The 25,448-nt window shown below is 29.3% G+C and carries 22 protein-coding genes; 15 read left to right on the plus strand and 7 right to left on the minus strand.

Going from position 1 to position 25,448, the window contains the following annotated elements; genetic code table 11:
* Positions 1 to 16: 16 nt before the first annotated feature.
* Together R3X25_RS08975 and R3X25_RS08980 are read left to right on the plus strand one after the other, a co-directional pair.
* Entirely contained in the window at positions 17 to 3,085 is a 3,069-nt protein-coding gene (locus R3X25_RS08975) for an ABC transporter substrate binding protein (RefSeq protein ID WP_317674000.1), read from the plus strand.
* Between the two features lie 162 nt (positions 3,086 to 3,247).
* Positions 3,248 to 3,943, plus strand: coding sequence for a hypothetical protein (locus R3X25_RS08980; RefSeq protein WP_317674002.1), 696 nt, complete (start codon positions 3,248 to 3,250; stop codon positions 3,941 to 3,943).
* A 20-nt stretch (positions 3,944 to 3,963) separates the two neighbouring features.
* Here the strand turns inward: R3X25_RS08980 and R3X25_RS08985 are convergent, their stop codons facing one another.
* Complete coding sequence (locus tag R3X25_RS08985; RefSeq protein WP_317674004.1) at positions 3,964 to 4,935, minus strand: HNH endonuclease; 972 nt, start codon at positions 4,933 to 4,935, stop codon at positions 3,964 to 3,966.
* A gap of 188 nt (positions 4,936 to 5,123) precedes the next feature.
* On the opposite strand from R3X25_RS08985, the gene R3X25_RS08990 reads away from it, so the two are divergent.
* The 13 genes from R3X25_RS08990 (at position 5,124) to R3X25_RS09050 (ending at position 21,422) form a co-directional block, all read left to right on the plus strand.
* Positions 5,124 to 5,765, plus strand: a complete 642-nt coding sequence (locus R3X25_RS08990; protein WP_317674006.1) for a hypothetical protein — start codon at positions 5,124 to 5,126, stop codon at positions 5,763 to 5,765.
* 11 nt (positions 5,766 to 5,776) lie between these two features.
* A complete protein-coding gene (locus R3X25_RS08995) occupies positions 5,777 to 6,214 on the plus strand; it encodes an RDD family protein (protein WP_317674008.1) in 438 nt (145 codons plus the stop codon).
* 5 nt (positions 6,215 to 6,219) lie between these two features.
* Positions 6,220 to 6,597, plus strand: coding sequence for a PH domain-containing protein (locus R3X25_RS09000; protein ID WP_317674010.1), 378 nt, complete (start codon positions 6,220 to 6,222; stop codon positions 6,595 to 6,597).
* Positions 6,598 to 6,652: 55 nt separating this feature from the next.
* Positions 6,653 to 7,258, plus strand: a complete 606-nt coding sequence (locus R3X25_RS09005) for a hypothetical protein (protein WP_317674012.1) — start codon at positions 6,653 to 6,655, stop codon at positions 7,256 to 7,258.
* A 141-nt stretch (positions 7,259 to 7,399) separates the two neighbouring features.
* Positions 7,400 to 8,977 (plus strand): type I restriction-modification system subunit M, encoded by a 1,578-nt coding sequence (locus R3X25_RS09010; RefSeq protein WP_317674014.1) that lies wholly within the window; start codon positions 7,400 to 7,402, stop codon positions 8,975 to 8,977.
* A gap of 60 nt (positions 8,978 to 9,037) precedes the next feature.
* The gene (locus R3X25_RS09015) at positions 9,038 to 10,381 is read left to right on the plus strand and encodes a restriction endonuclease subunit S (protein ID WP_317674016.1); all 1,344 of its coding nucleotides are present in this window, start codon (positions 9,038 to 9,040) and stop codon (positions 10,379 to 10,381) included.
* 17 nt (positions 10,382 to 10,398) lie between these two features.
* On the plus strand, positions 10,399 to 11,145 hold the full coding sequence (locus R3X25_RS09020; protein ID WP_317674018.1) for a hypothetical protein: 747 nt from the start codon (positions 10,399 to 10,401) through the stop codon (positions 11,143 to 11,145).
* A 220-nt stretch (positions 11,146 to 11,365) separates the two neighbouring features.
* A complete protein-coding gene (locus R3X25_RS09025; protein ID WP_317674020.1) occupies positions 11,366 to 11,917 on the plus strand; it encodes a hypothetical protein in 552 nt (183 codons plus the stop codon).
* 322 nt (positions 11,918 to 12,239) lie between these two features.
* Positions 12,240 to 13,769, plus strand: a complete 1,530-nt coding sequence (locus R3X25_RS09030; RefSeq protein ID WP_317674022.1) for a Fic family protein — start codon at positions 12,240 to 12,242, stop codon at positions 13,767 to 13,769.
* Between the two features lie 47 nt (positions 13,770 to 13,816).
* Complete coding sequence (locus tag R3X25_RS09035; RefSeq protein ID WP_317674025.1) at positions 13,817 to 16,690, plus strand: type I restriction endonuclease subunit R; 2,874 nt, start codon at positions 13,817 to 13,819, stop codon at positions 16,688 to 16,690.
* Between the two features lie 13 nt (positions 16,691 to 16,703).
* Positions 16,704 to 19,187 carry an McrB family protein gene (locus R3X25_RS09040; RefSeq protein ID WP_317674027.1) on the plus strand — a complete coding sequence of 828 codons (2,484 nt, stop codon included), beginning with the start codon at positions 16,704 to 16,706 and terminating at the stop codon, positions 19,185 to 19,187.
* Complete coding sequence (locus R3X25_RS09045; protein WP_317674029.1) at positions 19,180 to 20,457, plus strand: 5-methylcytosine restriction system specificity protein McrC; 1,278 nt, start codon at positions 19,180 to 19,182, stop codon at positions 20,455 to 20,457. Before R3X25_RS09040 ends, R3X25_RS09045 begins: the two co-directional genes overlap by 8 nt.
* 53 nt (positions 20,458 to 20,510) lie before the next feature.
* Positions 20,511 to 21,422: a metallophosphoesterase gene (locus R3X25_RS09050; RefSeq protein WP_317674031.1), complete on the plus strand. Its 912-nt coding sequence runs from the start codon at positions 20,511 to 20,513 to the stop codon at positions 21,420 to 21,422.
* Positions 21,423 to 21,428: 6 nt separating this feature from the next.
* Here R3X25_RS09050 and R3X25_RS09055 read toward each other — a convergent pair whose 3' ends face one another.
* The 6 genes from R3X25_RS09055 to R3X25_RS09080 are packed head-to-tail and all read right to left on the minus strand — an operon-like array spanning position 21,429 to position 25,227.
* The gene (locus R3X25_RS09055; RefSeq protein WP_317674033.1) at positions 21,429 to 21,797 is read right to left on the minus strand and encodes a YchJ family protein; all 369 of its coding nucleotides are present in this window, start codon (positions 21,795 to 21,797) and stop codon (positions 21,429 to 21,431) included.
* 5 nt (positions 21,798 to 21,802) lie between these two features.
* Positions 21,803 to 22,162: a hypothetical protein gene (locus R3X25_RS09060; RefSeq protein WP_317674035.1), complete on the minus strand. Its 360-nt coding sequence runs from the start codon at positions 22,160 to 22,162 to the stop codon at positions 21,803 to 21,805.
* Between the two features lie 51 nt (positions 22,163 to 22,213).
* Positions 22,214 to 22,690 carry a hypothetical protein gene (locus R3X25_RS09065; RefSeq protein ID WP_317674037.1) on the minus strand — a complete coding sequence of 159 codons (477 nt, stop codon included), beginning with the start codon at positions 22,688 to 22,690 and terminating at the stop codon, positions 22,214 to 22,216.
* Positions 22,691 to 22,741: 51 nt separating this feature from the next.
* Entirely contained in the window at positions 22,742 to 23,515 is a 774-nt protein-coding gene (locus R3X25_RS09070; protein WP_317674039.1) for a helix-turn-helix domain-containing protein, read from the minus strand.
* The gene (locus R3X25_RS09075) at positions 23,505 to 24,641 is read right to left on the minus strand and encodes a site-specific integrase (RefSeq protein ID WP_317674041.1); all 1,137 of its coding nucleotides are present in this window, start codon (positions 24,639 to 24,641) and stop codon (positions 23,505 to 23,507) included. The genes R3X25_RS09070 and R3X25_RS09075 overlap by 11 nt, the downstream gene beginning before the upstream one ends.
* Positions 24,634 to 25,227: a helix-turn-helix domain-containing protein gene (locus R3X25_RS09080; RefSeq protein ID WP_317674043.1), complete on the minus strand. Its 594-nt coding sequence runs from the start codon at positions 25,225 to 25,227 to the stop codon at positions 24,634 to 24,636. The genes R3X25_RS09075 and R3X25_RS09080 overlap by 8 nt, the downstream gene beginning before the upstream one ends.
* Between the last annotated feature and the right edge of the window lie 221 nt (positions 25,228 to 25,448).

Raw genomic sequence — 25,448 nt, forward strand, 5'->3', positions numbered from 1 at the left:
ATCAAAATAGAAGACAATGAAAGAATGGAATATATTACTAGTATTTTTTTTCCTGTATTTATCGTTTGATATATCTGCGCAGGAGAACAAGAATGTTTTGCTTATAAGTTCATATAATTCCCGGTTTCCGACTTATTTTCAGCAAATAAACGGTATTAAATCGATTCTAGATACAACTGATGTTAACCTTGATGTAGAGTTTATGGATAGTAAAAGATTTACTAAGCCTGCAACGTATGATTTATTCTACAAATCACTAAAAAACAAGCTTGCAAACAGCACAAAATATGATGAGGTGCTTACTGCAGATGATGATGCTTTTAACTTTGTATTGCGACACGAGGATGAATTGTTTAAAAATATTCCTATTGTATTTTTTGGGGTAAATAACATCGAAAAAGCACTAAAACAAAATTCTAATCCCTATGTAACAGGAATAGTTGAATCTGTTTCGATGAAAGAGACAATTGAACTTATGATACGACTCTTTCCTGAAACCGGCAGCGTATATTGTATAACGGATAGTACAAGTAGCGGTTTGTCTGATTTAGAATTGTACAGAAAAATATCGGCACAAATACCTAATACAAAGTTCAAAGAAATTAACCTGTCGCAGCTTACCTATTCCGAATATAAAGCCAAATTAAAAACAATCTCCTCCAATACACCCGTATTGCTTCTTTCTGCCTATAGCGACAAAATACATAACACTGTTGATTTTCACAATACAATTAATCACCTTCATAAAAACCTTAATGCACCGCTTTTCCATTTATGGGAGCATGGGATGGGTAATGGTGTTTTTGGAGGGAAGATTATCTCGCATTTCGACCAAGGGAAAAAAGCGGCAGAAGTTGTCTGCAATATTCTTTCAGGGCAATCTATTTCTGATATAAGGGTGGTTAATGAGAGTCCGAATGTTTTTATGTTTGACTACAATCAACTAATACGATATAATGTTCCACTTAATAAACTTCCCGATAATTCAATCATCATTAATCAACCAGTTTCATTTTGGAATAAGTATAAACAAGCTATACTTATTACGCTTTTGATTTTATTGGCATTACTTGCTTTAATTGCTGTATTGTCTGCTAATATTATTAAAAGAAAAAAAATTGAGAAGCTACTTAAAATTCAGAACTCAGATATTTTAAAATTAAACCATGATTTAGTGACAGCCAAGTTAAAAGCAGAAGAAGGCGAGAAAAAATTTAAACAACTATTTTACGACCATACGGCGGTTAAATTATTAATATGTGCTGAAACCGGACAAATTTTCGATGCCAATCCTGCTGCTGCTGCATTTTATGGATGGAGTTTACAGGAACTTTGCCAAATGAATATTGGCGATATTAACACATTGCCAATTTCGGAAATAAAAAAAATTATTGCGCTTGCCAAAAAAAATGGAAAAGTGTACCTAGAGTTTAAACACAGAAAAGCTAATGGTGTTGCTACTGCCGTGGAAGTTTTTTCGAGTACTATCAACATTTCAGGGAAGCAATATTTATATTCCATTGTCCACGATATTAGTGAGAAGAAAAAACAGGAGCATCTAATTCGCTTACTAAGCCGTTCGGTTGAACAAAGCCCGGTTGCAATTACAATTACCGATAAAAAAGGGATTATTGAGTATGTAAATCAGGCGTTTGTTAAAATAACTGGTTATACATCCGATGAAGCTATTGGTCAAAATACAACACGCTTGCTCAAATCAGGTAAAACTCCCAATACGGTTTATAAAGAATTGTGGAATACAATAAATGCCGGAAAAACCTGGTCTGGTGAATTTCAAAATAAAAAATCAAACGGGGAATTTTATTGGGTAAACAAGGCAATTTCACCCATTTATGAAGACCAGGTATTGACCAACTTTGTGTCGGTTAGCGAAGATATTACGGAAAGAAAAAGAATTATAGAGGATTTAGTTGTCGCCAAAGAAAAAGCTCAAGAAAGCACCCAATTAAAATCAGCCTTTCTGGCTAATATGAGTCATGAAATCAGAACTCCAATGAATGGAATTCTTGGTTTTGCCGGACTACTGAAAGAACCTTATTTAACTGACAAAAAACAACAGAAGTATATTCAGATTATCGAAAAAAGCGGTGCCCGAATGCTGAATATTATTAATAATATTGTAAGTATCTCTAAAATAGAAGCGGGGATTGTGGATATTAACCTTTCCGAAACAAACATAAATAATCAGTTGCAATTTGTTTACGATTCTTTAAAACTCGATGCCGACCATAAAAATCTTAAACTATGTTTTACATGTGAGTTGCCGGAAAAGGAATCAACGATTAATACGGATAGTGAAAAGTTTTATGGTACACTCTCTAACTTGGTTAAAAATGCCATAAAATATACAGATGAAGGAACAATAGAATTTGGTTGTATTAATAAAGGTGAAGAAGTGGAATTTTATGTGAAAGATAGCGGAATAGGTATTTCAACTGAAAAGGCAGAAGTGATTTTCGAACGTTTTATTCAAGCTGATATTACAGATAAAATGGCTCGGCAAGGGGCTGGGTTGGGATTGGCTATTTCGAGAGCCTATGTTGAAATGCTGGGTGGCAGAATTTGGGTAGAAAGTGAAGAATCTAAAGGTTCAACCTTCTTTTTTACTCTTCCTTGTAATATAAATTCAAAGAAGGAAAACGATATCTTAATTGATAAAATACCCGAAAACGAAACAGAATCAATAATTTCGGAAGTTTCTGACTTGAAAGTATTAATTGCCGAGGATGATGAAGCATCCGAAATGTTAATTTCGATAAAACTGAAAAAGTTCAGCAAAGAAATACTTAAAGCAACAAATGGTATAGATGCGATAGAAACTTGTCGTCAGCATTCAGATATTGATTTAGTACTTATGGATATACAAATGCCCAAAATGAACGGATATCAAGCGACTCGCGAAATTCGCAAATTCAATAAAAACGTGATTATTATTGCACAAACGGCTTTTGCTCTTACAGGAGACAAGGACAAAGCAATAGAAGCAGGGTGTAATGACTATATAACTAAACCGGTTAATGAAATGGAATTACAGGAGATGATACGAAGGTATTTTGGAGAATAAAGCAAATGGCTATAACATTTTGTATAAGTAATGGCAGGTATAATGCTTAATATCAAGGTTTATAGCCCGCTCAAACTGCGTATCGGCTTGACAGAAAAGTATCACGCAATCTACCACTACTCATACAATTTACCATTGGCAGTAATTTAATACGAAACACTTATGAAAACTCAAAAATTATCAATATTTGAAAAAGAAATTGATGAGTTAAATAAAAGACTTGAAAATCATTATGAGTTACTTGAGACAAGAGATAGAAAATGGATTAAAGATGGTATTGTTGATTTAAAGACTTATTTCGAGTCAAATTATAAGATTTTATGGATACTTAAAGAACCTAGAGATGGTGAAAATAATACTGGTGGTGGTTGGTCAATTGTTGAAAATATTAGAAAGGTAAGGTCAGAAGGATTAAATAAAGATTCATCAGCAACATTTCATCCTATCACATACGTAACATACGCAATATTGAACAATATTGATGAATTTGATAAACTTGATAAAAATAAAATTTACAAGGAGTATAGTAAGTCATTAAAAAATATTGGTTATATAAATATTCAGAAATTACCAGCATCATCAAAATCAAATAACAAAAATATTTTAAAATATTTCAATGAAAATAAGGTTGCGCTTCTTGACCAAATTAAAACAATTAATCCAGATATTATAATTTGTACAGCGGGTAATGATACGTTTAAAAAACTGAAGGAAAGTGTATTAAGTGATTGTGAATTAAAAGGTAAAATTTTAATAAATGCTTATCATCCAGCACAGACGTCTATAAAGAGAGAAATCTATGTGAATAAAATAATACATGAGGTAAAAACTGCTTACAACACCGTGTGTAAAAAATAAAAAATTCTAAAGAGTAGTACTTATATTTGATAAATTTCTTTCTTATGCCAATCTAAAGATTCTGTTGAAGGGTAATGTTTTGGGTTTATAGGAAGGCTAATTTGTTTACCATCAAATTGCCTAATTGAATAAACTGAATTATTATCAGATACGGTTGGTGAGATTCTAACTATAAAATCTTTACTTATTGTTAATAATCCTCTATCAAATGCTCTATGCAAGTTGGGAGATAAACTAATTCCATTTTGAATAGTGTCATTATGAGATTCGCTAAATGGTATAATATGACAGGCATCAATCATTTGAGCATTTACAGTTGATTCAATTTTCATTTCTGAAATACAGCATTGATAATTATAAATTTTTGGGATCGTTTTTTTGAAAATTCCACTTCTAACAAAGATTTCTTCTTCAAATTCTTCTTCATTTAGCTTATTATGAAGTTCTTCAATTTTGGAAGTATAAGAATGCTTACCCTCATTTAAGATTTGATCTTCAATTTCAATTTGAAGTTGAGGTGTTTCAGTAAGCGTAAAATTAGATGCTTTAAAATAATTCTTTAATAGTAACTCCGCTAAAATTAATGAGGTTTTAGTTGATTTAAATAAATCAAAAAGAGCCTTGTCAATTTCAGCATATGCAATTGTTTCATTTAAATTCTTAAAACTTTTTATACTCTTTGAAGATGTAATTGTTGGCCTCATACCAAGTTTAGGAATAAGATTCCAAAACGGCTCACTTTTCATGTGAAAAAAGGGTAGCGCAAAATTAGGCGTATGTTTGGTTTCAACTAGTTGATTCCAGTTTGATTTGAAGGCTAAAACAAGTTCAGAGGTTATAAAAATTTTATTAGAATCAATATTTCCTGATCTAATTAATTGAAGAATTGATAATAATAGTATAGGCTTATGAGGTGCTCGACCCAAACCCTTATTATACCCTCTATTTAATTTTAATAAATATAAGCTGTATTTCTCTGTGTTTTCTTCCATATCACTATCAGCGAATTTAAATAAAATTAACCAATAGCACTATTAAAAGTGTTTTTAACAAAACAATTAATTTGATAAATATCATAGTTCATATGGTAAGGTTAACTTATATTTGATTTGGAAAAATTGCACTCCGAACAAATATTATTATTAAACAACAAACAGGTATTAACTGTAATAAAATTACTATGAACCAAACCCAATTAAATGATTTTTTATTAAAAAAAACCGAACGTCAAACTATTTTAAGAGAAAGAAAAAAACAACTTGAAAATATAGATGTTGAATTATTTTCATCTAAATTTTCAAGATCCTTTAGAAACGTATATTATTTTTTAAAACGACTTATTCTAATTGTTTTATCTATAGTTTTAATAGGATTAGGTGCTTTTTTTTATTTCAACCCTGAAACTATTTTTAAAGATAAAACTTTAAAAGAAGAATTGATTAACGATTATAAAAAGGAATATAAAGAAATGGCTGGAAATACACTAAAAGATGGTGTTTTTGCAGTAATAACTTCAGATGACCCAAGAAGAGTTGATGTTTTCTTAAATGAATTGGATAAGTCAATCGAAAAAACAGCTGAAAAAGAAATTGTTGACTCAATAGGTGTTTTAGCAATTGTTTTTATTCTATTAGGTTTATCATTTTTATACATAAGTAGATTGACTAAAAAGTTAAAACATCGAAACAAATTAATAAGCAAAGCCGATAGTTTAACACAAGAAATATTAAGGGACTATCAATTAACTATTGAAGAGGAAGAAAAAGAACTTCAAATTTTAAAAGATTTAGTTCAAAATAAAACTTCAACAACTTCAATTTAAAAAATGTTTTCATGAAAGAGAATAGTGTTTTTGGATATACCATAGCATCAAAATCAGATAGATTTCTAGCTAATTTATTTCAAACCTTTATATTCATCCTTTTTGTCTTATTTATTTCTTGGGTATTTAATATTTCAATATTAAATATTGTTGGTGAAGAATCAAGCTTGTTAGAGGTCTTGTGGTCTGGATTAGCAGGAGCAATAGTAGGAATTATTTTCTACCCTAGATTTTGTGGTAATTTAGGACATAGAATTTTAAAGATTAAAGTTATATCGGCAGAAACAGGCATTGACTATAACAACGCTAAAGAAGGTGCATTACGTGAATTTTTAAAAAACGTTTTAGGATATTTATTTATACCTTCAATTTGGATTTTATGGGATGATAAAAATCAAAACTTATACGATAAAATTACAAAAACCTATGTGGTTTATGTTAAAAATTAAAAACTATGGGAATATTCAATAAAATATTAGGAAACGCAAGTGAGGTTTCTTCAGAAAAATTAACAGATAAATATGCACGTTTATTAGCAGATGGTGAGCAAGTAGAACTTGGGTTTAAATTGTTTAGAGACGTTTTTATGTTTACTAATAAACGATTGATTTTAATCGATATACAAGGCATAACAGGTAGTAAAGTTGAATATAAATCAATGCCATATAAAAACATTTCAAGGTTTTCACTTGAAACTGCTGGAACCTTTGATTTAGATGCTGAATTGAAAATTTGGATATCGAGCGAAAATACACCTACTGTAAGTAAAAAATTTAATAGTAAAGTAGATGTATATGAGGTTCAAAAGTATTTAGCTGAAAAAGTAATGTAGATTTTTCTAAATTTAACGTTCAAAACAAAGAAAAACCATTTAAAAGGCGGGTTTCATGCATAAACTTAAAAAAATTAACGCAACATCTAAAAGTGGAAACGAGTGTATTTCAGATCAAGGAAAACAAATTAAATACAGTGTTTTAGATTTCTGGCGTTGGAGTGTTTCAGATTTATTAAGCAATGCTACACGTGGTAGTTTTGCTGAATTTATTGTTGGCTCTGCTGTTGGGCTTAATCCTGAAAATTTAAGAGAAGAATGGGATGCTTATGATTTAACAACAGAAAACGGAATAAAAATAGAGGTTAAATCTGCTGCATATATTCAAAGCTGGAATCAAAATAAATATTCTTCTATTTCTTTTTCAGTGAAACCAACTAGAGGTTGGGATTATGACACAAATCAACGTGGAGAACCAAAAAGACAAGCGGATTTGTATGTGTTTTGTCATTTAAAACATAAAGACCAAAATACAATAGATCCATTAAAAATGGAACAATGGGACTTTTATGTTTTACCAACTTGCCAGCTTAATAGTGCTCTAAAAGATCAAAGTACTGTTTCTTTAAATTCGTTAAAAAAAATAGCAAACGCAATTGAGTACAGTGAATTAGGAAAGAAAATAACGGCTGCACATAAAGAGCAGATGAATCACAAGTAAAAGATAAAATAATTTTATAATAAGGAAAATTAAAAAGATTAATAATTTCAACCTATTCCACCTACATTTTATGGTATTCCATAAGTGTATGTGAAATAGGTTTCTTATTTTTAGACTTCAAAAAAATAGCATTCAATTTAAATGACCGAACAAAAACAACAATTAGAACAAAAACTGTGGAATATTGCCGACAGCCTTCGTGGTAATATGGATGGTAACGAATTTAAAAACTACATATTAGGTTTTATTTTCTACAAGTATTTAAGTGATAAAATGCTACAGTTTGCCAATGAAATTTTAGAACCAGACAATCTAAAATTTAGCGAAATTGATACAACTACCGAAACAGGAAACGAATATTTACTTGCCATAAAAGACGAAGCGTTAGATACACTAGGTTATTTTTTAGCACCAAGTGAGTTATTTAGCGAGTTAAACCGTAGAGGAAATGCCGAAGGTAAAAGCAAGTTTATTTTAGACGATTTAAGCAAAGTACTTACCAACATAGAGCAAAGTACAATGGGTAGCGAAAGCGAAGACGATTTTGGCAACCTGTTTGAAGATTTAGATTTAACCAGTAGCAAACTAGGAAAATCTGAAAACGCAAAAAACGAACTTATTGTAAATGTACTTTCGCATTTAAACGAAATAGATTTTGACATAAACAATACCGAGAGCGATATTTTAGGCGATGCGTACGAGTATTTAATAGGTATGTTTGCCAGTGGCGCAGGTAAAAAAGCAGGTGAGTTTTACACACCACAACAGGTAAGTAAAATATTGGCCAAAATTGTTACTGTAGGTAAAACACAATTAAAAAGTGTGTACGATCCAACGTGTGGTTCGGGCTCGTTGTTATTGCGTGTAGCCAAAGAAGTAAAAGAAGTAGGCTCGTTTAATGGGCAAGAAAGCAACCCAACAACCTACAACTTATGCCGTATGAATATGATTATGCACAATGTGCATTACAAACGCTTTGATATTTATAATGAGGATACACTAGAAAATCCATCGCCAAGCCATATAGATCAAAGTTTTGAAGCCATAGTAGCCAATCCACCATTTTCGGCAAAGTGGAGTGCAAATCCGTTATTTTTAAGCGACGATCGTTTTTCATCTTATGGTAAACTAGCACCAAAAAGCAAGGCCGATTTTGCCTTTGTACAACATATGGTGCATCAATTAGATAACAATGGTACAATGGCGTGTGTATTACCGCACGGTGTATTGTTTAGAGGTGCTGCAGAAGGACATATTCGTAAGTTTTTAATAGAAGAACGCAACTATTTAGATGCCGTTATAGGTTTGCCAGCCAATATTTTTTATGGTACAAGCATACCAACCTGTATATTGGTATTAAAAAAGAACAGACCACAAAGCGCAGTAAAAGAGAATATCTTATTTATAGATGCCAGCCAACAGTTTGAAAAAGTTAAAACGCAAAACTATTTACGAGATGCCGATATAGAGCAAATTGTAAATACTTATGTAGAGCGAAAAACCATAGATAAATACAGTTATGTAGCCACGTTAAATGAAGTAAAAGAAAATGACTACAATTTAAACATACCACGTTATGTAGATACTTTTGAAGAAGAAGAACAAGTAGATTTGGCTGAAGTTTCTAAACAATTAAAAGAAGTTGATGAGCAAAGTAAAAACACCGATGCTACCATAGCCGATTTTTGCAAACAATTAAATATTGAAACACCATTTTAGTTTTTCTCGTCATCCTGAACTTGTTTCAGAATCTCATTAATTAGTGCACAAAACAACCAAATGACCAACAAAACAAAACATACTAATACCAACAAAAACGTATTTGCGAGCGCAGCGAAGCAATCTGTTTCTCAAATTACGGATAGCGAAGTGGCAATCTCACCAACAAAACCCAAAACCCTCACACCAAAACTACGCTTTAAAGAGTTTGAAGGGGAATTTAAAAGCAAGGAATTTGATGAAATTACAGCAATTACAAGATTAGCAGGTTATGAATATTCACAATATTGGGTTGAAGATGAAAATAAAGAAATAATTGCTCTTCGTGGTTATAATATAGGTAAAGGTAAATTGGAATTGCGAGATCTTTCTTATATTTCAGATAGGTTGTCAATGAAATTAAAACGTTCAAGATTATCCATTGGAGATATAGTTTATCCTTGTGTTGGAAGTATTGGAAATGCTGTTGTAATTGAAGAAAACAATAAATTTCATATTCAACAAAATATTGCTAAAATAACTTGTGACAGTAAAACTTCCCCCTATTTTTTAGTACATTTTCTCACAAGTGATTATGGGATGAAGGAAGTTTATAAATTTAATGCATCAGGAGCCCAACCAAATGTTTTAGTTGGAAGTTTAAGAAAATTTAAACTCAACATTCCCCAACTCCCAGAACAACAAAAAATAGCCAGTTTTTTAACATCTGTAGATACCAAAATACAGCAACTAACTACCAAAAAAGAGTTATTAACCCAATACAAAAAAGGAGCAATGCAGCAATTGTTTTCGCAGCAGTTGAGGTTTAAACCTGTCCAGAGCGAAGTCGAAGGGGATGAAAATAGCAAGGCTTTTCCAGATTGGGAAGAGAAGAGGTTAGGGGATTTGATTATAGAATATAAAGAAAATTCAAAGGTTAACGACGAGTTTGAAGTTTTGACATCATCTAATAAAGGGTTAATGTTACAAAGTGATTATTATGGTGAAAACAGATTGACTGAAAGAAATAATATTGGTTTTAATATAATTCCTGAAAATTATATTACTTATAGATCAAGAAGTGATAATAGAAAGTTCACATTTAATCTTAATAATTTAGGGATTACTGGAATAATTAGTACATACTATCCAGTTTTTAATTCTATTTTGGGAGATCCAAATTTTATAGTTGAGAATCTTAATTATTATCAAAACTATATTGGTAAATATAGTGTAGGGACATCTCAAACAGTTCTTTCTTACAATCAATTAAAAAAAATAAAGTTTAGTCTACCGAGTTTAAAAGAACAACAAAAAATTGCCAATTATTTGTCCGCATTAGACACAAAAATAGAAACCGTAAACCAACAATTGCTAAAAACCCAAACCTTTAAAAAAGGCTTGTTGCAGCAGTTGTTTGTGTAAATTAAAATGCTATGGAGATGAATTTAGAAGTAATAAAAGGAATTAAAGATAAAATTAATCCAACAGAAATATATAATGAAGGTTGGATGACAAGATTGTTGGTTTATTATTCTATAGAAGAAAAACTAGTATTAAAGAATAACGAAAAAGTAATTATAGATTTTAGTAAAATACAAAATTGGACATCTGAAGCATTAATTTCTAGTCCGTTTGTAAATGCAAAAATAAATAATGAAGGCTACACACACGCAGATATTACTCTAGGTGAATTTTCAGTTGATTATAGTAAAAAAAAGAAAAAAGGTAAATTAACAGTTAATGATAATGCTAATAATTTTGGAATTATTGAAGCAAAAATGGGAAGTTCTTTAAGTAAAGGAACTAAAAATGCACCAGATTATAATCAAGCCGCTAGAAATGTTGCTTGTATTGCTGAAAACACATATTCAAAAAATTGTGACATATTTTTCTATGTTGTAGTTCCTGAATCTAAATTAAAACTAAACAAAAAAGAATATAATCAATTCTATGATATAGTTAATTCAGGAAAAATTATTAAGTGTATTGAAAAGAGAATAGATGATCATAATAAGTTTAACGATATTAAAATTGAATATGAAAAGGAAATTGTCAATAAAGCAAAAGAATGTAAAGTAGGTGTAATTAGTTACGAAAGCTGGATTGAGCAAATTACAGATGAGAACGTAAAAGCAATGTTAGATGGTTTCTATGAAAAATGTAAAACTTGGAATAATATAAAATAATTGCAAATAAATATAATAGAAGAAAATTACTAGAACTCTAATAAAGCAAAAAACGCATAGCATCTAGGCTTGCGTTTTTCGATTTCCTTCTTCCAACTGGTAAGAGAAACTCGGTGTAAATTTACAACCTTATTTTAGTTTATAGAAATTATTGTTGGTTTGTTAAATGTAACTTGTTCAATAACAAAATAATAATGTAGCAATAAATTAATTAAAAATTATGAAAAAGACTTTTATAAATAATGAAATTTGGATACTCACTTTTGGTGGTGCATTTCAACGTGCTAATGTGTACACACAAAATTATCCTGAAAAAACAAGAACTGCTTTTAGAAAAGCATTAAGAGAAGAGGTTGAGAAGATTGTTAAAGATTATTATTCGGTTCAAGTTTCAGAAAAAGAACATATTAAACATATAAAGTCAATTGTAAGCTTTAGTGAGCAATTAAAAATTGAAGGTGAAATTATCCCTATAAATTTTGGAGTAGCTCAAAAAATGTTGAACTTATATTTAAAGTATTTGTGGTGTTTAGAAGAGTTAACTCATATGCCACCGCACTTTCCGGTAGATAGAGTAATACAAGAAGAGTTTAATAAAATAGCAAAATTGAATAACTTACCTACTCAAGAAGTTAAATCTTGGACACAGTTTAAAAATGCTTCAAATTATGGAGCGGTTATAGAATTTGCTAAAACTATTAGAAACGGAATAGACGAGTTTAAACAATTGTCTTTAGCAGAGCTGGAATTGAAGTTATTTGATAGAAGGTAAAAATGCGCAGTTTTAATTTTAAACCTATTTTAGCTCGAATTAGTTAAGTTTACACACCTATTTTAAAACCTATTTAGCCATTTTTGTATATAAAATAACCTAAAATTCCATTGTTTAACCCATTTTTCCAACATTTTTAAACCTGTTTTTCCGAAAATAATCAAAAGAAAACCTGTTTTTCCAGTTAAAAACCTATTTTTCCAGTATATTTGAATAAGTGTTTTTCACCTTAAATAGTAATTAGTAAGCAGTATTCACCATTTATAAGTGTTTTTCACGAAGTATAAAAAATAACTATTTTTCACCAAAAGCAATGAATAATATGCGTTTTTCACTAAAAATAACAATTTTTCAAGGAGTACAAACTCCAGAAGAAGGCACATTAGTTGGCTATGGTGCTTTAATTGAAGGGTTTCAATTACCTATGCCATTTCCAGAACAATTAGCAATAATTAGTACAAAAAGACGCAGTTATAGTTCAAAAAAATGGAAAGTGTTTTCAAACAGAAATACTTTTGATGATACGCTTTATAAACATTTAGTTTTTGCCTTAAAATATGAAGGAGTAAATCTATTGTTTTTTAAAAAGTTATTTGAGCAATTACAAGAAAAAGAAATAACAGAATTACTACAGATTGAGCCCACAGGACAATACAGTCGTAAAATTTGGTTTTTATACGAATGGCTACAGCAAAAACAATTGAATATTCCAGATTTAACTATTAAAAACTTTGTGCCATTGTTAGATGAAAAAATTCAGTTTGCAGTTAAAGGGACACGTTCAAAAAGACATAAAATAATAAACAATCTTCCAGGAACTGTAGATTTTTGTCCGTTAATATTTAAAACTGAAAAATTAGAAGCATACATAAAAACAAATTTATCAGACCAAAAAAACACATTTTTAAATAGTATACATAAAGATGTGCTGCAAAGAGCCTCTTCATTTTTATTATTAAAAGATTCCAAGGCATCATTTACCATAGAAGGAGAAAATCCAACCAATAATAGAGCAACACGTTGGGGAAAAGCCATTGGGCAAGCAGGTGAAAAAGAATTAAATATTGAAGAATTAATCCGCTTACAACAAATAGTAATAGAAAATAGTAGGTTTACAAAAATGGGCTTGAGAACCGAAGGAGGTTTTGTTGGTGAACACGATAGAAGTACAGGTGAACCAATTCCAGATCATATTTCAGCCAAACAACAAAATTTAGAGCATCTATTAAATGGTTTAATAGCTGCAAATGCCATAATGCAAGAACAAGACTATGATGCAGTACTAGCTGCAACAGCAATTGCATTTGGTTTTGTGTTTATACATCCGTTTACAGATGGAAATGGGCGTATACATCGTTACTTAATTCATCATATTCTAGCAAAAAAAGAATTTACAAAGCAAGGTGTTATTTTTCCTGTTTCGGCATCTATTTTAGATCATATTAATGATTATAGAAAGGTGTTAGAAAACTATTCACACCCATTATTAGACTATATTCAATATAAAGAAACTACAAATCATAATGTTGAAGTAACCAATCAAACTATTGATTTTTATCGTTATTTTGATGCTACAAAACAAGCGGAATTTTTATATGACTGTGTATTTGATACGTTAGAAAGAGTGATTCCAGAAGAAGTGAATTATCTTCAAAACTACGATGAGTTTAAAAAATACCTAGATAATAATTTTGAAATGCCTGATAAAACAGTTGCTATGTTGGTTCGTTTTTTAGAGCAAAATAAAGGTGTTTTATCTAAACGAGCATTAAAAAAAGAGTTTTCAATTTTGAAAGAAAGAGAAGTAAAAGCAATAGAAGATAATTTTAAAACTATTTTTTATGAAGTGTAAATTTCAAGTTCTATTCACTAAATTTATTGATTGAAAAAAAGAATGCTATGAGTCATCAATCTGAAGCTGAATTAGAAAATAACTTACTAAAACAATTAAGTGGGTTAGGCTATAAGTGTGTTGTAATTAATAACGAGGAAACATTACTAGCAAATTTAAAAAGGCAGTTAGAAACCTTTAACAATACCACATTTTCAAACAAAGAGTTTAATGCTATTTTAAACAATTTAGCCAAAGGTTCTATTTTTGAAAAAGCTAAAAAAATAAAAGATCGTTTTCAGTTAACAAAAGACAACGGAGATACTTTTTATGTACGGTTTTTTAATACAGAAGATTGGACACAAAATTTATTTCAGGTTACCAATCAAATAACCCAAGAAGGAAGCTACAAAAACAGGTACGATGTTACCATTTTAGTAAATGGTTTACCGTTGGTTCAAATTGAGTTAAAACGCAAAGGGTTAGAGCTAAAGGAAGCTTTTAAACAAATTTGTAGGTATAAAAGGCATTCATTTTGGACAAATTATAGCTTATTTAATTATGTGCAGCTATTTGTAATTAGCAATGGTGTAAATACAAAGTATTACTCTAACAATCCGTTGGCAGCTTTAACATTTAAGCAAACATTTTTTTGGGCAGATGTAAACAATAAAAATATAACAGATTTAGTAGCTTTTTCATCTTCATTTTTAAACACCAATCAATTAGGGAAATTTATTTCTAAATACATAGTTTTAAACGAAACACATAAAATTTTAATGGCCTTGCGTCCGTATCAATATTATGCAACTGAAGCCATTATAGATCACGTAAAAACTACAGAAAAGAACGGTTATATTTGGCATACAACAGGTTCTGGTAAAACATTAACATCATTTAAGGCAAGTCAAATTATAATGGATTTACCACAAGTACACAAAGTTGTATTTGTAGTAGATAGAAAAGATTTGGATTACCAAACAATGAAAGAGTTTAACAGCTTTAAAAAGGATAGTGTAGATGTTACTAATAATACAAAATCGTTAGTTTCACAATTTACCGATGATACCAAGTTGATATTAACTACCATTCAAAAATTAAATAATGCCATTTCTCCTGGTAGGTATCAAAAAAGTATGAACCATTTAAAAGATAAAAACATTGTTTTTATTTTTGATGAATGTCATAGAAGTCAGTTTGGAGATACACATAAAAAAATAACAGATTTTTTTATTAACAGTCAGCTTTTCGGGTTTACTGGAACACCTATTTTTGCAGACAATGCTTCAAAAAACGATTTAGGAAAACGTACAACTAAAGATCTATTTGACAAATGTTTGCACAAATACGTAATTACAGATGCTATTAGAGATCAAAATGTTTTAAAATTTGGAATAGAGTACATTGGTAAGTATAAGAAAAACAGCAACACTTTTGTAGATATAGATGTTGAGGCTATAGATACTAAAGAAGTATTAGACTCTCCAAAGCGATTAGAGAAAATTACAGATTATATTATAAAATATCACGATCAAAAAACGCATAGCAGAACTTATTCAGCCATTTTTGCAGTTAGTAGTATTGAAAATTTAATAAAGTATTACGATTTATTTAAAAAGAAGAAAGAAGCTGGAGAGCACAATTTGCGTATTGCTACCATTTTTACGTACGGAGCAAATGAAGAAGATGAAGAAGCATCAGGATCCTTACCAGATACTCAAAATAAGGCAGCCGAACCAAAACCAGTTTACAAATTAAATCATACCAGAGAAAAATTAGAAGAATATATTGTTGATTATAACAAAATGTTTGACACAGCCTTTTCTACTAAAGACAGCAAACAATTTGAAAATTATTTTAAAAATATTAGTAAGCGTTTAAAAGAACGTGAAAAAGTAACCTTTGATGAAAAAGATAGGTTAGATATTTTATTGGTTGTAAATATGTTTTTAACAGGTTTTGATGCTAAAAAAGTTGATACCTTGTATGTAGATAAAAATTTAAAACATCACGGTTTAATACAGGCATATTCCAGAACCAATCGTATTTTAAATGATCAAAAATCACAAGGAAATATAGTGGTTTTTAGAAATTTAAAACAAGCAACTGATGATGCTATTTTATTGTTTTCAAACAAGAATGCAAAAGAAGATATTTTTGTACCTCCATATGATACTATTGCAAAGAAATTTAGTGAAGCTTTTGTTGAATTATTAAAAATTGCACCAACCGTAAAAAGTGTTGATACGTTGCCAAGTGAAGACGAAGAACTAGCATTTGTAAGTGCTTTTAGAGCTTTAGTAAGAATAAAAAATGTATTGGCATCATTTACAGATTTTTCTTGGGACGATTTACCTATGAGTGAACAGGCTTTTGAAGATTATAAAAGCAAGTATCTAGATTTATATGACAAGGTTAAAAATGACCACCAAAAAGAAAAAACTTCTATTCTAGATGATGTAGATTTTGAATTAGAGCTTATTCATAGAGATGAGATTAATGTAGCTTATATATTAAAATTATTAGCCAAGTTAAAACAAGCTAAAGAGTCAGATGCTAAACAACAGAAGAAAGCAATTATTGAGTTGTTAGGTGGAGAAGTAGAATTAAGAAGTAAACGAGAATTAATAGAACAGTTTATAGATGAAAACTTACCTAATATTGAAGACGTAGATTTAATTCAAGATGAATTTGAAAAGTTTTGGCAAGAGCAAAAAATAAAAGCGTTACATACTTTATGCGAAGAAGAAAATCTAGACGAAGTTCAATTCAAGAATTTAATTGAAGCCTATATCTATAGCGGACAAGAACCTATAAGAAATGAAATATTTGGCTGTTTAGAAAATAGACCAAGTGTGTTAAAAGCCAGAACTATTGGCGAAAGAATAATTGCGAAAATGAAACAATTTATTGAAATCTTTGAAATAGGAATGGTTTCGTAAAAAATAGATGTTAATGATAGATTATAAAGAATACGAACAAAAAGTTTATAACTGGTTAATTGAAAAAAATAAAAAAGATCCAAATTTTACATTTTCTTTAAGACAGAATGGATCAAAAGGAGCTAAAACAGATTACTTCATAGGAACAGAAAAATCAAGATATTTTGGATTAACATTTTGGACTATTCCTGTTGGTTTTCCAGGATCTTCTGGTGATTGTATTGATTTAATTTTTCAAGTGTCTGCTGACTTTTTAACATACAGTTATAATTTTGAATTTACACAAACTAACTCACCTGATGAAGGGCAGAATACCTCAGTATTAAACCTTATAAAATCTTTGGAAACCCCTCTTGATAATGCTGTTGGTAATTCTTATGCAAGTCCAGATAGCAATAAAATGTGTACAATTAAAACTAAATCTAGGAAAGATAAGTATTCAAACCTTGAAGAAATGTTATCAGATATTGATAAAAATTTAGAGCTTATCATTCCGATAGTTGATGAATGTATTAAAAAAGAGAAAGCAAAAAACCCTCAATTTGTTGCACATAGAATTAGCCAAGAAGAGTTTAAGAAGATGAAAGAGAAACTTGGAAAGAGGTTTGATAAATATTCAAATTTAAATTCAGAAATGAGTATTGAATCAAATTTAAAGGAAGAGTTTCAACTTTGGTTAAATAAAACCAAAAAGAAGAATAGTAATGCAGTTAGTTCTTATTTAAATGCAATTGAAAAATTGAATGATATTTTAACTTATAACATTTATGATATAAATGATATTAGAAAGATTAATTCACTTTACGAGGATTTAATTATAGATCAGCGAAATAAAAATGGAAAGTATTATAATGAAAAGTCTCCATCCTATGGATTAAAAGGATTTTATTCTGCAGGAGTAGGGAAATATTTAAATTTTTTAAAAGAAAGATTTAATAAAAACATTATTAAACAAGATTCAATAGAAGATAATAATTCAAAAAATATGTCATTAAATCAAATTCTTTATGGCCCTCCAGGAACAGGAAAAACTTATAACACTATAAATAAAGCTTTAGAAATTATTGATTCATCTTTTTTGTTAGAAAATTTAAAAGATAGAAAACAGCTAACCAATCGTTTTAAGGAATTAAGAAAAAGGGAGCAAATCATTTTTACTACTTTTCATCAAAGTATGAGTTACGAAGATTTTGTGGAAGGAATTAAACCTATAATTGATGAAAATTCAGAAAATGAAAAACAAATTTCTTATGAAGTAATTTCTGGTATTTTTAAATCTAGTTGTGCCCAGGCAGCTTATAATTGTTATTTAGCATCAAAAAAAGGAGAGAATAAGACTAATAATTATACTTTCGATACTTTATATGAAGCTTTTTTAAATTATTATAATGAAGCAAATCCAAAGCCTTATTTTGAATCGATTACTGGCAAACCTACAGAGATATTTGAAATTAATAAAAATGATTCAATAAGGGCTAGAGCAAAAGGTTCTGTTGCAAGGCATGTTGCACCTTTAACTAAAGAAAATTTACAGAAAATGTATGATTCTTTTAGTTCAACAGAGGAAATAAATAGTCTTAAGCAAATAAAAGAAACTGTTGGGGTTTCTCCGAGATTAACAGAGTTTTATGCCGTTTTTAAAGGGTTAAAAGATTTTGAATCAAACGAATTTGAAGAATACAAAAGGGAAAATAAGGAAGAAGAAGAAATATCAAGAGATATAGAAACATCTCAAATTATAAAGAAATTTGACGAAGGTGTTTTTAATCAATCTATTACTAAATTCGGAAAAAAAGCAGAACCTATTGTTCTTATAATCGACGAAATTAATAGAGGAAATATTTCACAAATTTTTGGAGAGCTTATAACTTTAATTGAAAAAGATAAGCGTATGGGTAATTCGGAAGCTCTAGAAGTGAAATTACCATATAGTAAAAAAGAATTTGGAGTTCCTCCAAATCTTTATATTATTGGTACAATGAATACTGCTGATAGGAGTGTAGAAGCTCTAGATACTGCATTGCGACGTAGATTTGTTTTTAAAGAAATGATGCCAAAACCAGAGCTAATAAAAACAGAAGGGAAATCTGGAGAAATAGAAGGGATAATTGAAAATATTGATTTAGAAAAATTGCTAATTACTATCAATAAGAGAATTGAAAAATTAATTGATAGAGATCATAAAATAGGGCATAGTTATTTCTTATCTGTAGATAGTTTAGATAAACTAAAAGACTGCTTCGAAAATAAAATTGTACCCTTATTGCAAGAGTATTTTTTCGGAGATTATGGTAAAATTGGATTGGTATTAGGAGAAGGTTTTTTTGAAAATAATCAGGAGAATGAGAATAACGTATTTGCAAACTTTTCAATAAACAATTATGATGCTGATAGTTTATCCGAGAGACAAGTATTTCATTTATTGAATGTAATTGATATGGATACGATAGAGTTTTTAGATGCTATAGAATTACTATTAAAAAACCAGAGTGAATAAAAAATCTAAATACATAACTGTTTTTGAACACGAAACTATTAAAGTTGGTCAAAAGATTGATGGTATTTTAGTTGATGAAACTATAATTAATCAATTAGGTAAGTTCTATGGAGATAAAGGTGTCCCTTTCTTTTCTTTAACAAATAAAGGAGTTCGTTTTTGTGAATATGTTGGAGTGCTACAAGTAGGTAATTTGACAATTAACATTCTACCAAAAGCAGATAAAAAAGTTAATAAAAATAGCGATATTTCTGTTAAAAAAGACTGGAATAGTTTTTTAATAGGAATGTTACAATCTGTAGGTATATTCAATGTAAAAGCACCAAGTTTAAGCTCTTTAAAACTGAAATCTAACTCTATTTTAGATCTTTATATTGAGTTATTTGTAAAAGAAGTAAATTATTTAATACATAAAGGTTTAATTAAAAAATACAGAAAAACAGAAGGCAATTGTAATTCTTTAAAAGGAAGGCTACAATTCTCAAAAAACATTCAAAAAAATAGTGTGCATAAAGAACGATTTTATGTAAAGTACTCTACATACGATGGTAATCATAAATTGCATCAAATCTTACTTAAAACACTAAAGTTATTAAATCAAGTTAATACAAATTCAACATTACAAAGCGAACTAGGGTCGATTTTATTAGATTTTCCAGAACTATTAGATATAATAGTCAGTGAAGCAACGTTCGAAACTATTAATTACAATCGTAAAACAGAAGGGTACAAAAATGCAATAGAAATAGCTAGGTTGTTATTGTTAAATTATCATCCAGATGTTAGTGTTGGAAAGAATAATATTCTTGCATTATTGTTTGATATGAATTTATTGTGGGAACAATTTGTTTATGTAAGTCTTAGAAAGTATAAACCTATAGGATCAACAATTACAGCACAAACATCTAAATATTTTTGGAGACCAGAAAAGGGTAGAGTATCTGAAATGCGTCCAGACATTGTAATTAATAGAGACAGGAATGATTGTATTGTTTTAGATACAAAATGGAAAAATTTAAATGGATATAACCCATCACCAGCTGATTTAAGACAAATGTATGCATACTCTCATTATTATGATGCAAAATTAGTTGCTCTTGTATATCCAGGCGAAAAAAGTTTCATAAAATCTGGTACATATGAACTAGAAAAAAAAGATTGTAGTATAATTTCATTATCGATACCTAGCATATTTAGTATAAAAGATTGGCAAAAAGAAATTTCCAAAACTATTACTGAATGGTATGGAGAAGGGGAAAAAGTTATTTAGTAATATATTTATAAATTAAATTTGAATATAACTTTTAAGATTATTTATTTTTTATGAATTACGATATAATTGGGGACATACATGGACATGCAGATGAGTTAGAGAAGTTACTTCAAAAATTAGGCTATAGTTTAAATTCAGGTGTATATAAACATCCAAAAGGTAGAAAAGTAGTGTTTTTGGGTGATTACATAGATCGAGGTCCAAAAATTAGAGAAACACTTCATATTGTTAAAAATATGTGTGATGAAGGATCTGCAGAAGCTATTATGGGAAATCATGAGTTTAATGCAGTTTGTTTTCATACGCCAGATAAAGAAAATGGAGGTTTTTATAGAAAGCATACATTTACAGAAATCAATCAGCATTTTGAAACATTAAAACAGTTTAAAGGTTTTGATGAAGAGTTGGAACTATTTTTAAACTGGTTTAAGGAATTGCCTTTGTTTATAGAAAAGGATAATTTTAGAGGAGTTCATGCCTGCTGGGATGATAAGCACATTTCTTGGATAAAAAATAACTATAGAGGAAAACTAACAATTGATTTTCTTGCCAATTTTATAAAAAATGACTCCATTGAAAATAGAGTTATTGAGGAGACTTTAAAAGGAAAAGAAATTATTTTAAAAAATGGACATACATTTTTTGATAAAGACGGTGTTGAAAGAAAAGAATGTAGGATAAAATGGTGGCAACCTATAGAAAATAGAAGAAATAATAGTGATATTTTAATGATGTGCCCTGTTGAATATGGAAATGAACTAATTGAAGATGATAAAGGATTTTATTACACATCAAATAAACCAGTCTTTTTTGGACATTATTGGCTAAAAGGAAATCCAGTTATTGAGAATGATAAGGTGATTTGTTTAGATTACAGTGTGGCAAAGGAAGGACAATTAGTAGCATTTAAATCTGAATATTTAACAGAAGAAATGCAAGCTGAAAAAGGATTTATGTTTTAAATTATTCTATTCAGCAGCTCCCAAATAAACCCAATGTCCATTTTCTTTCACAAACTTTGAGTTTTCGTGAATAACGTTGATAGATCCATTTTCCATAAAGTAGGCTTTAAATTCAACCGTATCTGATGTAGAGTTTAAAACTTCTAGTTTTAACCAGTTTACAGATGTAGTCCATTTTTCGATTTCTCTTTTCTCTTTTTTAGTAGGTCGAGTAGAAGAGTGATGACTTTTTTGTAAATAGTCAATATTGGCTAATACAAATGCGCTGTATCTAGATCGCATTAGTTGTTCAGCTGTAGTAGCAGAGTTAATATTTTTGTGAGCTATTTGACAGCAGTTTTTATAGTCTTTTTCAGGATTACAAGGACATTGCATAGTTGTTAATTTAAAAGTTCTTTTTCATCTTTAATTCTAAAACAACGTTCTTCTCCCAGATATAAAGGATCTCCAAATTCTTCAGACCAAAAACCTTCTAAAATATTTGGTGATAAACACTTATAAACCACAACACCTTTATAGGTCTCATTATCTTCGCCTAAATAGCTAAAGTTTATTACCAAGATATTATTTTTAAAAAAACCAGATCCTATTTGTTCTTGGTCTTTATGAATAAGCCATTTGGCAAGTATTCTGTTATTTAAATCTAGTTCTAGAGTGAGTTTTCCCTTGTAATTGATATCAGAATTATCTTGGTTACTTCCAATAATGTTATAGGTGCCTACTAAATCTTGTATTTGCATTTAATTACTAGTTTTAGATTTCAAATATAAATAGATCTGGTTAGTTTTTAATTATTGAAGATCCATAATTGGAAGTTCAAACATTTGGGTTTGTTTATCATAAAATACAATTTTTCCTGTTTGCTTGTCGTAATAGGTACTTTTGTTAAAACGAGGTGCTACGTTAACAACGGGAAAATATCTTTGATTTAAACCTTTAAGAAGGTTTTCAATATCACCTTTTGTAGCAGTTTTATTTTCAAATGAAGTTAAGAATTTCTTGAGTAATTCAACTATTGCAATCCCTGTTAAACTTCCAAGTGCCGCATTACCGATTCCAGCAGTACTCATTTCTTCAACTTTATTTTTCTTTTTTTCTTCAGCTTCTATAGGTTCATTTAGTATTTCAATAGGCTCCTTTTTTACATTATTATTTTTGTGATAGTGGTTTTTGTTTCTACAAGTATCTGAACAAAATTTTTGAACTTTTCTTCTTTTTGGAATAAATTCTTCTTGACAAAATTGACAGGTGTAATATTGTTTTTCCATAATATTATTGGAATTATGCGTAAAACAAACGTTTGTTTTACGCATAATTAATTAAAATTTATTTTTTAATAAATATTCGTTTGCTTTTTCTTCAATGTCTGATTTAGTAATTCCTTTTCCGTTTTCCATCCATTCTAGTATTTCAGATTTCTTAAACTGAAGTTTTGCTCCATTTTTATAAAATGGAATCTTCCCCTTATGCTTTAGATCATAAATAGTAGGAACAGCATAATTAACAAGTTCGGCAACTTCATTCACATTTAAAAATTCATCTTCAGAGCTTTTACTTTTTACAATCTTTGTTTTTGAAGATTTAGGAGTAGGAAATAATTTCGAATGTAGTTTTTTATAAATAGCTGTATTTCTAACTGAAGTGCCATATGATTTTAACTCTAGCTTGCTAAAATTGTTTAAGTCATACATCAATTGGTAGAGTTGGTTATTATTCTGAAATAATCTTCCAGAGGTTCTAACAGCTTCATATTTTGCAATTGATTTTATTAAATGTTCAAGATCTATTTCACGTAGTACATCATTTTTCTTTAAAAATGGAATCATTTTATGTTGCACAATTAGATTTATTGGATCTGATTCAAAAATTTTATTTCTGTTTTTAAATATTCTAAAGAGTTCAAGCTTATTTTCATAGGAGAAAATTTTGTAAATATGATCTTTATAAATAGAAATTTCATCTGATAGAAAACCGTACGAATACTTAAATGAAAATCCATTATTTTTTAGCGTTTTACTATTTTTCTTCAATAGCTTTTCTGCTATTTTTATATGGTGATTGAAAGTGTTAAAATAAATCTGGTTATAATCCATTCAAGTCTAGTTTTATTCTGTTAGCAGCTTCAATTTTGTTTCTATCCATTACTTTAGTGTAAATCTGTGTTGTAGTCACATTTTTATGCCCCATAAGTTTAGAAACAGTATAAATATCTGTCCCATTTGCTAGTTGTAAAGTAGCATAACTGTGTCTAAAATTGTGGAAGCTAATTTTTTTATGAATTTTGGCATCCTTTATCCAAGGTTTCAGGTATCTTGAAACTTGATCGTATTTAAGGTTTTCAAAAACTTTACCTTCAGAAGTTTCTTCTTGTTTCAAAATATCAAAAGCATTGGTTGAAATTGGGTGATTATGAATATTTCCAGTTTTTTGTTCTTTCAATTTAATATAAAACCCTTGATGTTGATCTCCATAAATTGTTTCCCAACTAAGATTTTTGATATCTACAAAACGCAAACCAGTTAATGCTGAAAACAAAGCCGCTCTTTTGATCTGGGGAAATTTTATATCTGTATTCCAGAGTTTAACTAGTTCATCTTCGGTAAGGTATTCTCTAAAGGTTTGCTCTTGTTTAATATATTCAGTTTGTTTTGCAATATCAGTGGAGATAATATTCTCTGCGAATGCTTTTTTTAAAGCAAAAATGAAATGTTTGTAGTAGGTAGCCGCAGTATTTTGAGAGAGTGTTTTGGTGTTCGATTTTAAAGTGGTGGTTGTTAAAAGGTATTCTCGATACTTATTTGCTATTCCCAGTGTTAAATTTTGAGAACTAATCTTGTTACCAATAAAAGACGTGAAATATTTATAAGAAGCTTGCCAATTAAGACCATTATTTCTGCCTCCTTTATTCATATAATCTTCAACAATGGAATAGTAATATTCTACAAAGTTTACATTGAGCTCAATATTTTCTTTAAAGCCAAATTCTTTATTTTTAATCTGTACCAGTCTTTTTGCTCTTATAACTTCAGCAAGCTCTATGGTTGTTTTATTGTGTTCTTTTTCAAGCTGGTTTTGTGGACTATTGTAAATTTTTAATTTTAAAAATTCACGTCTGGTTTCCTTACCAGTTTTAGGACTGATAATAGGAGGGTAGTAGTCTAGATATAAGCTGATTTTATCGTTTGCAATTTTCTTTTGCCGCAGGGTTACGTTAGCCATTTTTGTTTGGGGTTTTTGTAGGTTTTCCAAATATCCTTTCTATATCTTTTTTTAAAACATATGTATTTTTCCCATCTCTAAATTTTTTAATATTCTGTTTCTTTAAATGCCTGTCTAAAGTCCTGATAGAAATATCATAATAGTCAGGGATTTCCTTGGTGTAAAAATACGAATTTCTATTGTTATGGGTTTTTGATTGAATATTCTCCTCTCTAATACCCGTAATTGTTTGAGGTATAAGAATTTGTTCTAAATGAATCTTTTTAATTACAATTCTTGAGCCAACTTTGGAATGTATTAGAAGTCCATTTTTTAACAATCTATTAATTGTTGATCTACTAACCCCTAATAATGTAGAAGCATCTGCAATACTAAGAAAATCTTGGTTTTGAAGCTTTATTAACTTATCTTCAAAAGGTGTTTCATCAACTTTTCGAGGAGCAATTAATGCTTGTTCTTTTATTCGTTCTTTTTTCTTTTTTATTCTGTAATGTTGTTGATTACAAGAATGACTACAATACTTAGTTGTTGTCATTTGGGCAAAAAAGAGCTTACCGCAATTGAGGCATTTTTTTCTAATTTTCATAAAATATTAAGTTTAATTAACTCATCAATTATTATGTCATAGTGTGTCAGAATGTATCTGTGTGTGTCATAGTGTATCATCGTTTCACAAGTTAGACACATCAAAAAATTTTCAATAACAATTCTCTGATGAGGTACAATAAAGATACAAATAGCCCCAAAATTTTACAAAATTTTACAAAATTTTACATGCTGAAAACGAAAGAAATCTGTTGATAACTC

Origin of the sequence: Lutibacter sp. TH_r2 (assembly GCF_033101135.1) — a bacterium.
Lineage (GTDB): Bacteria > Bacteroidota > Bacteroidia > Flavobacteriales > Flavobacteriaceae > Lutibacter.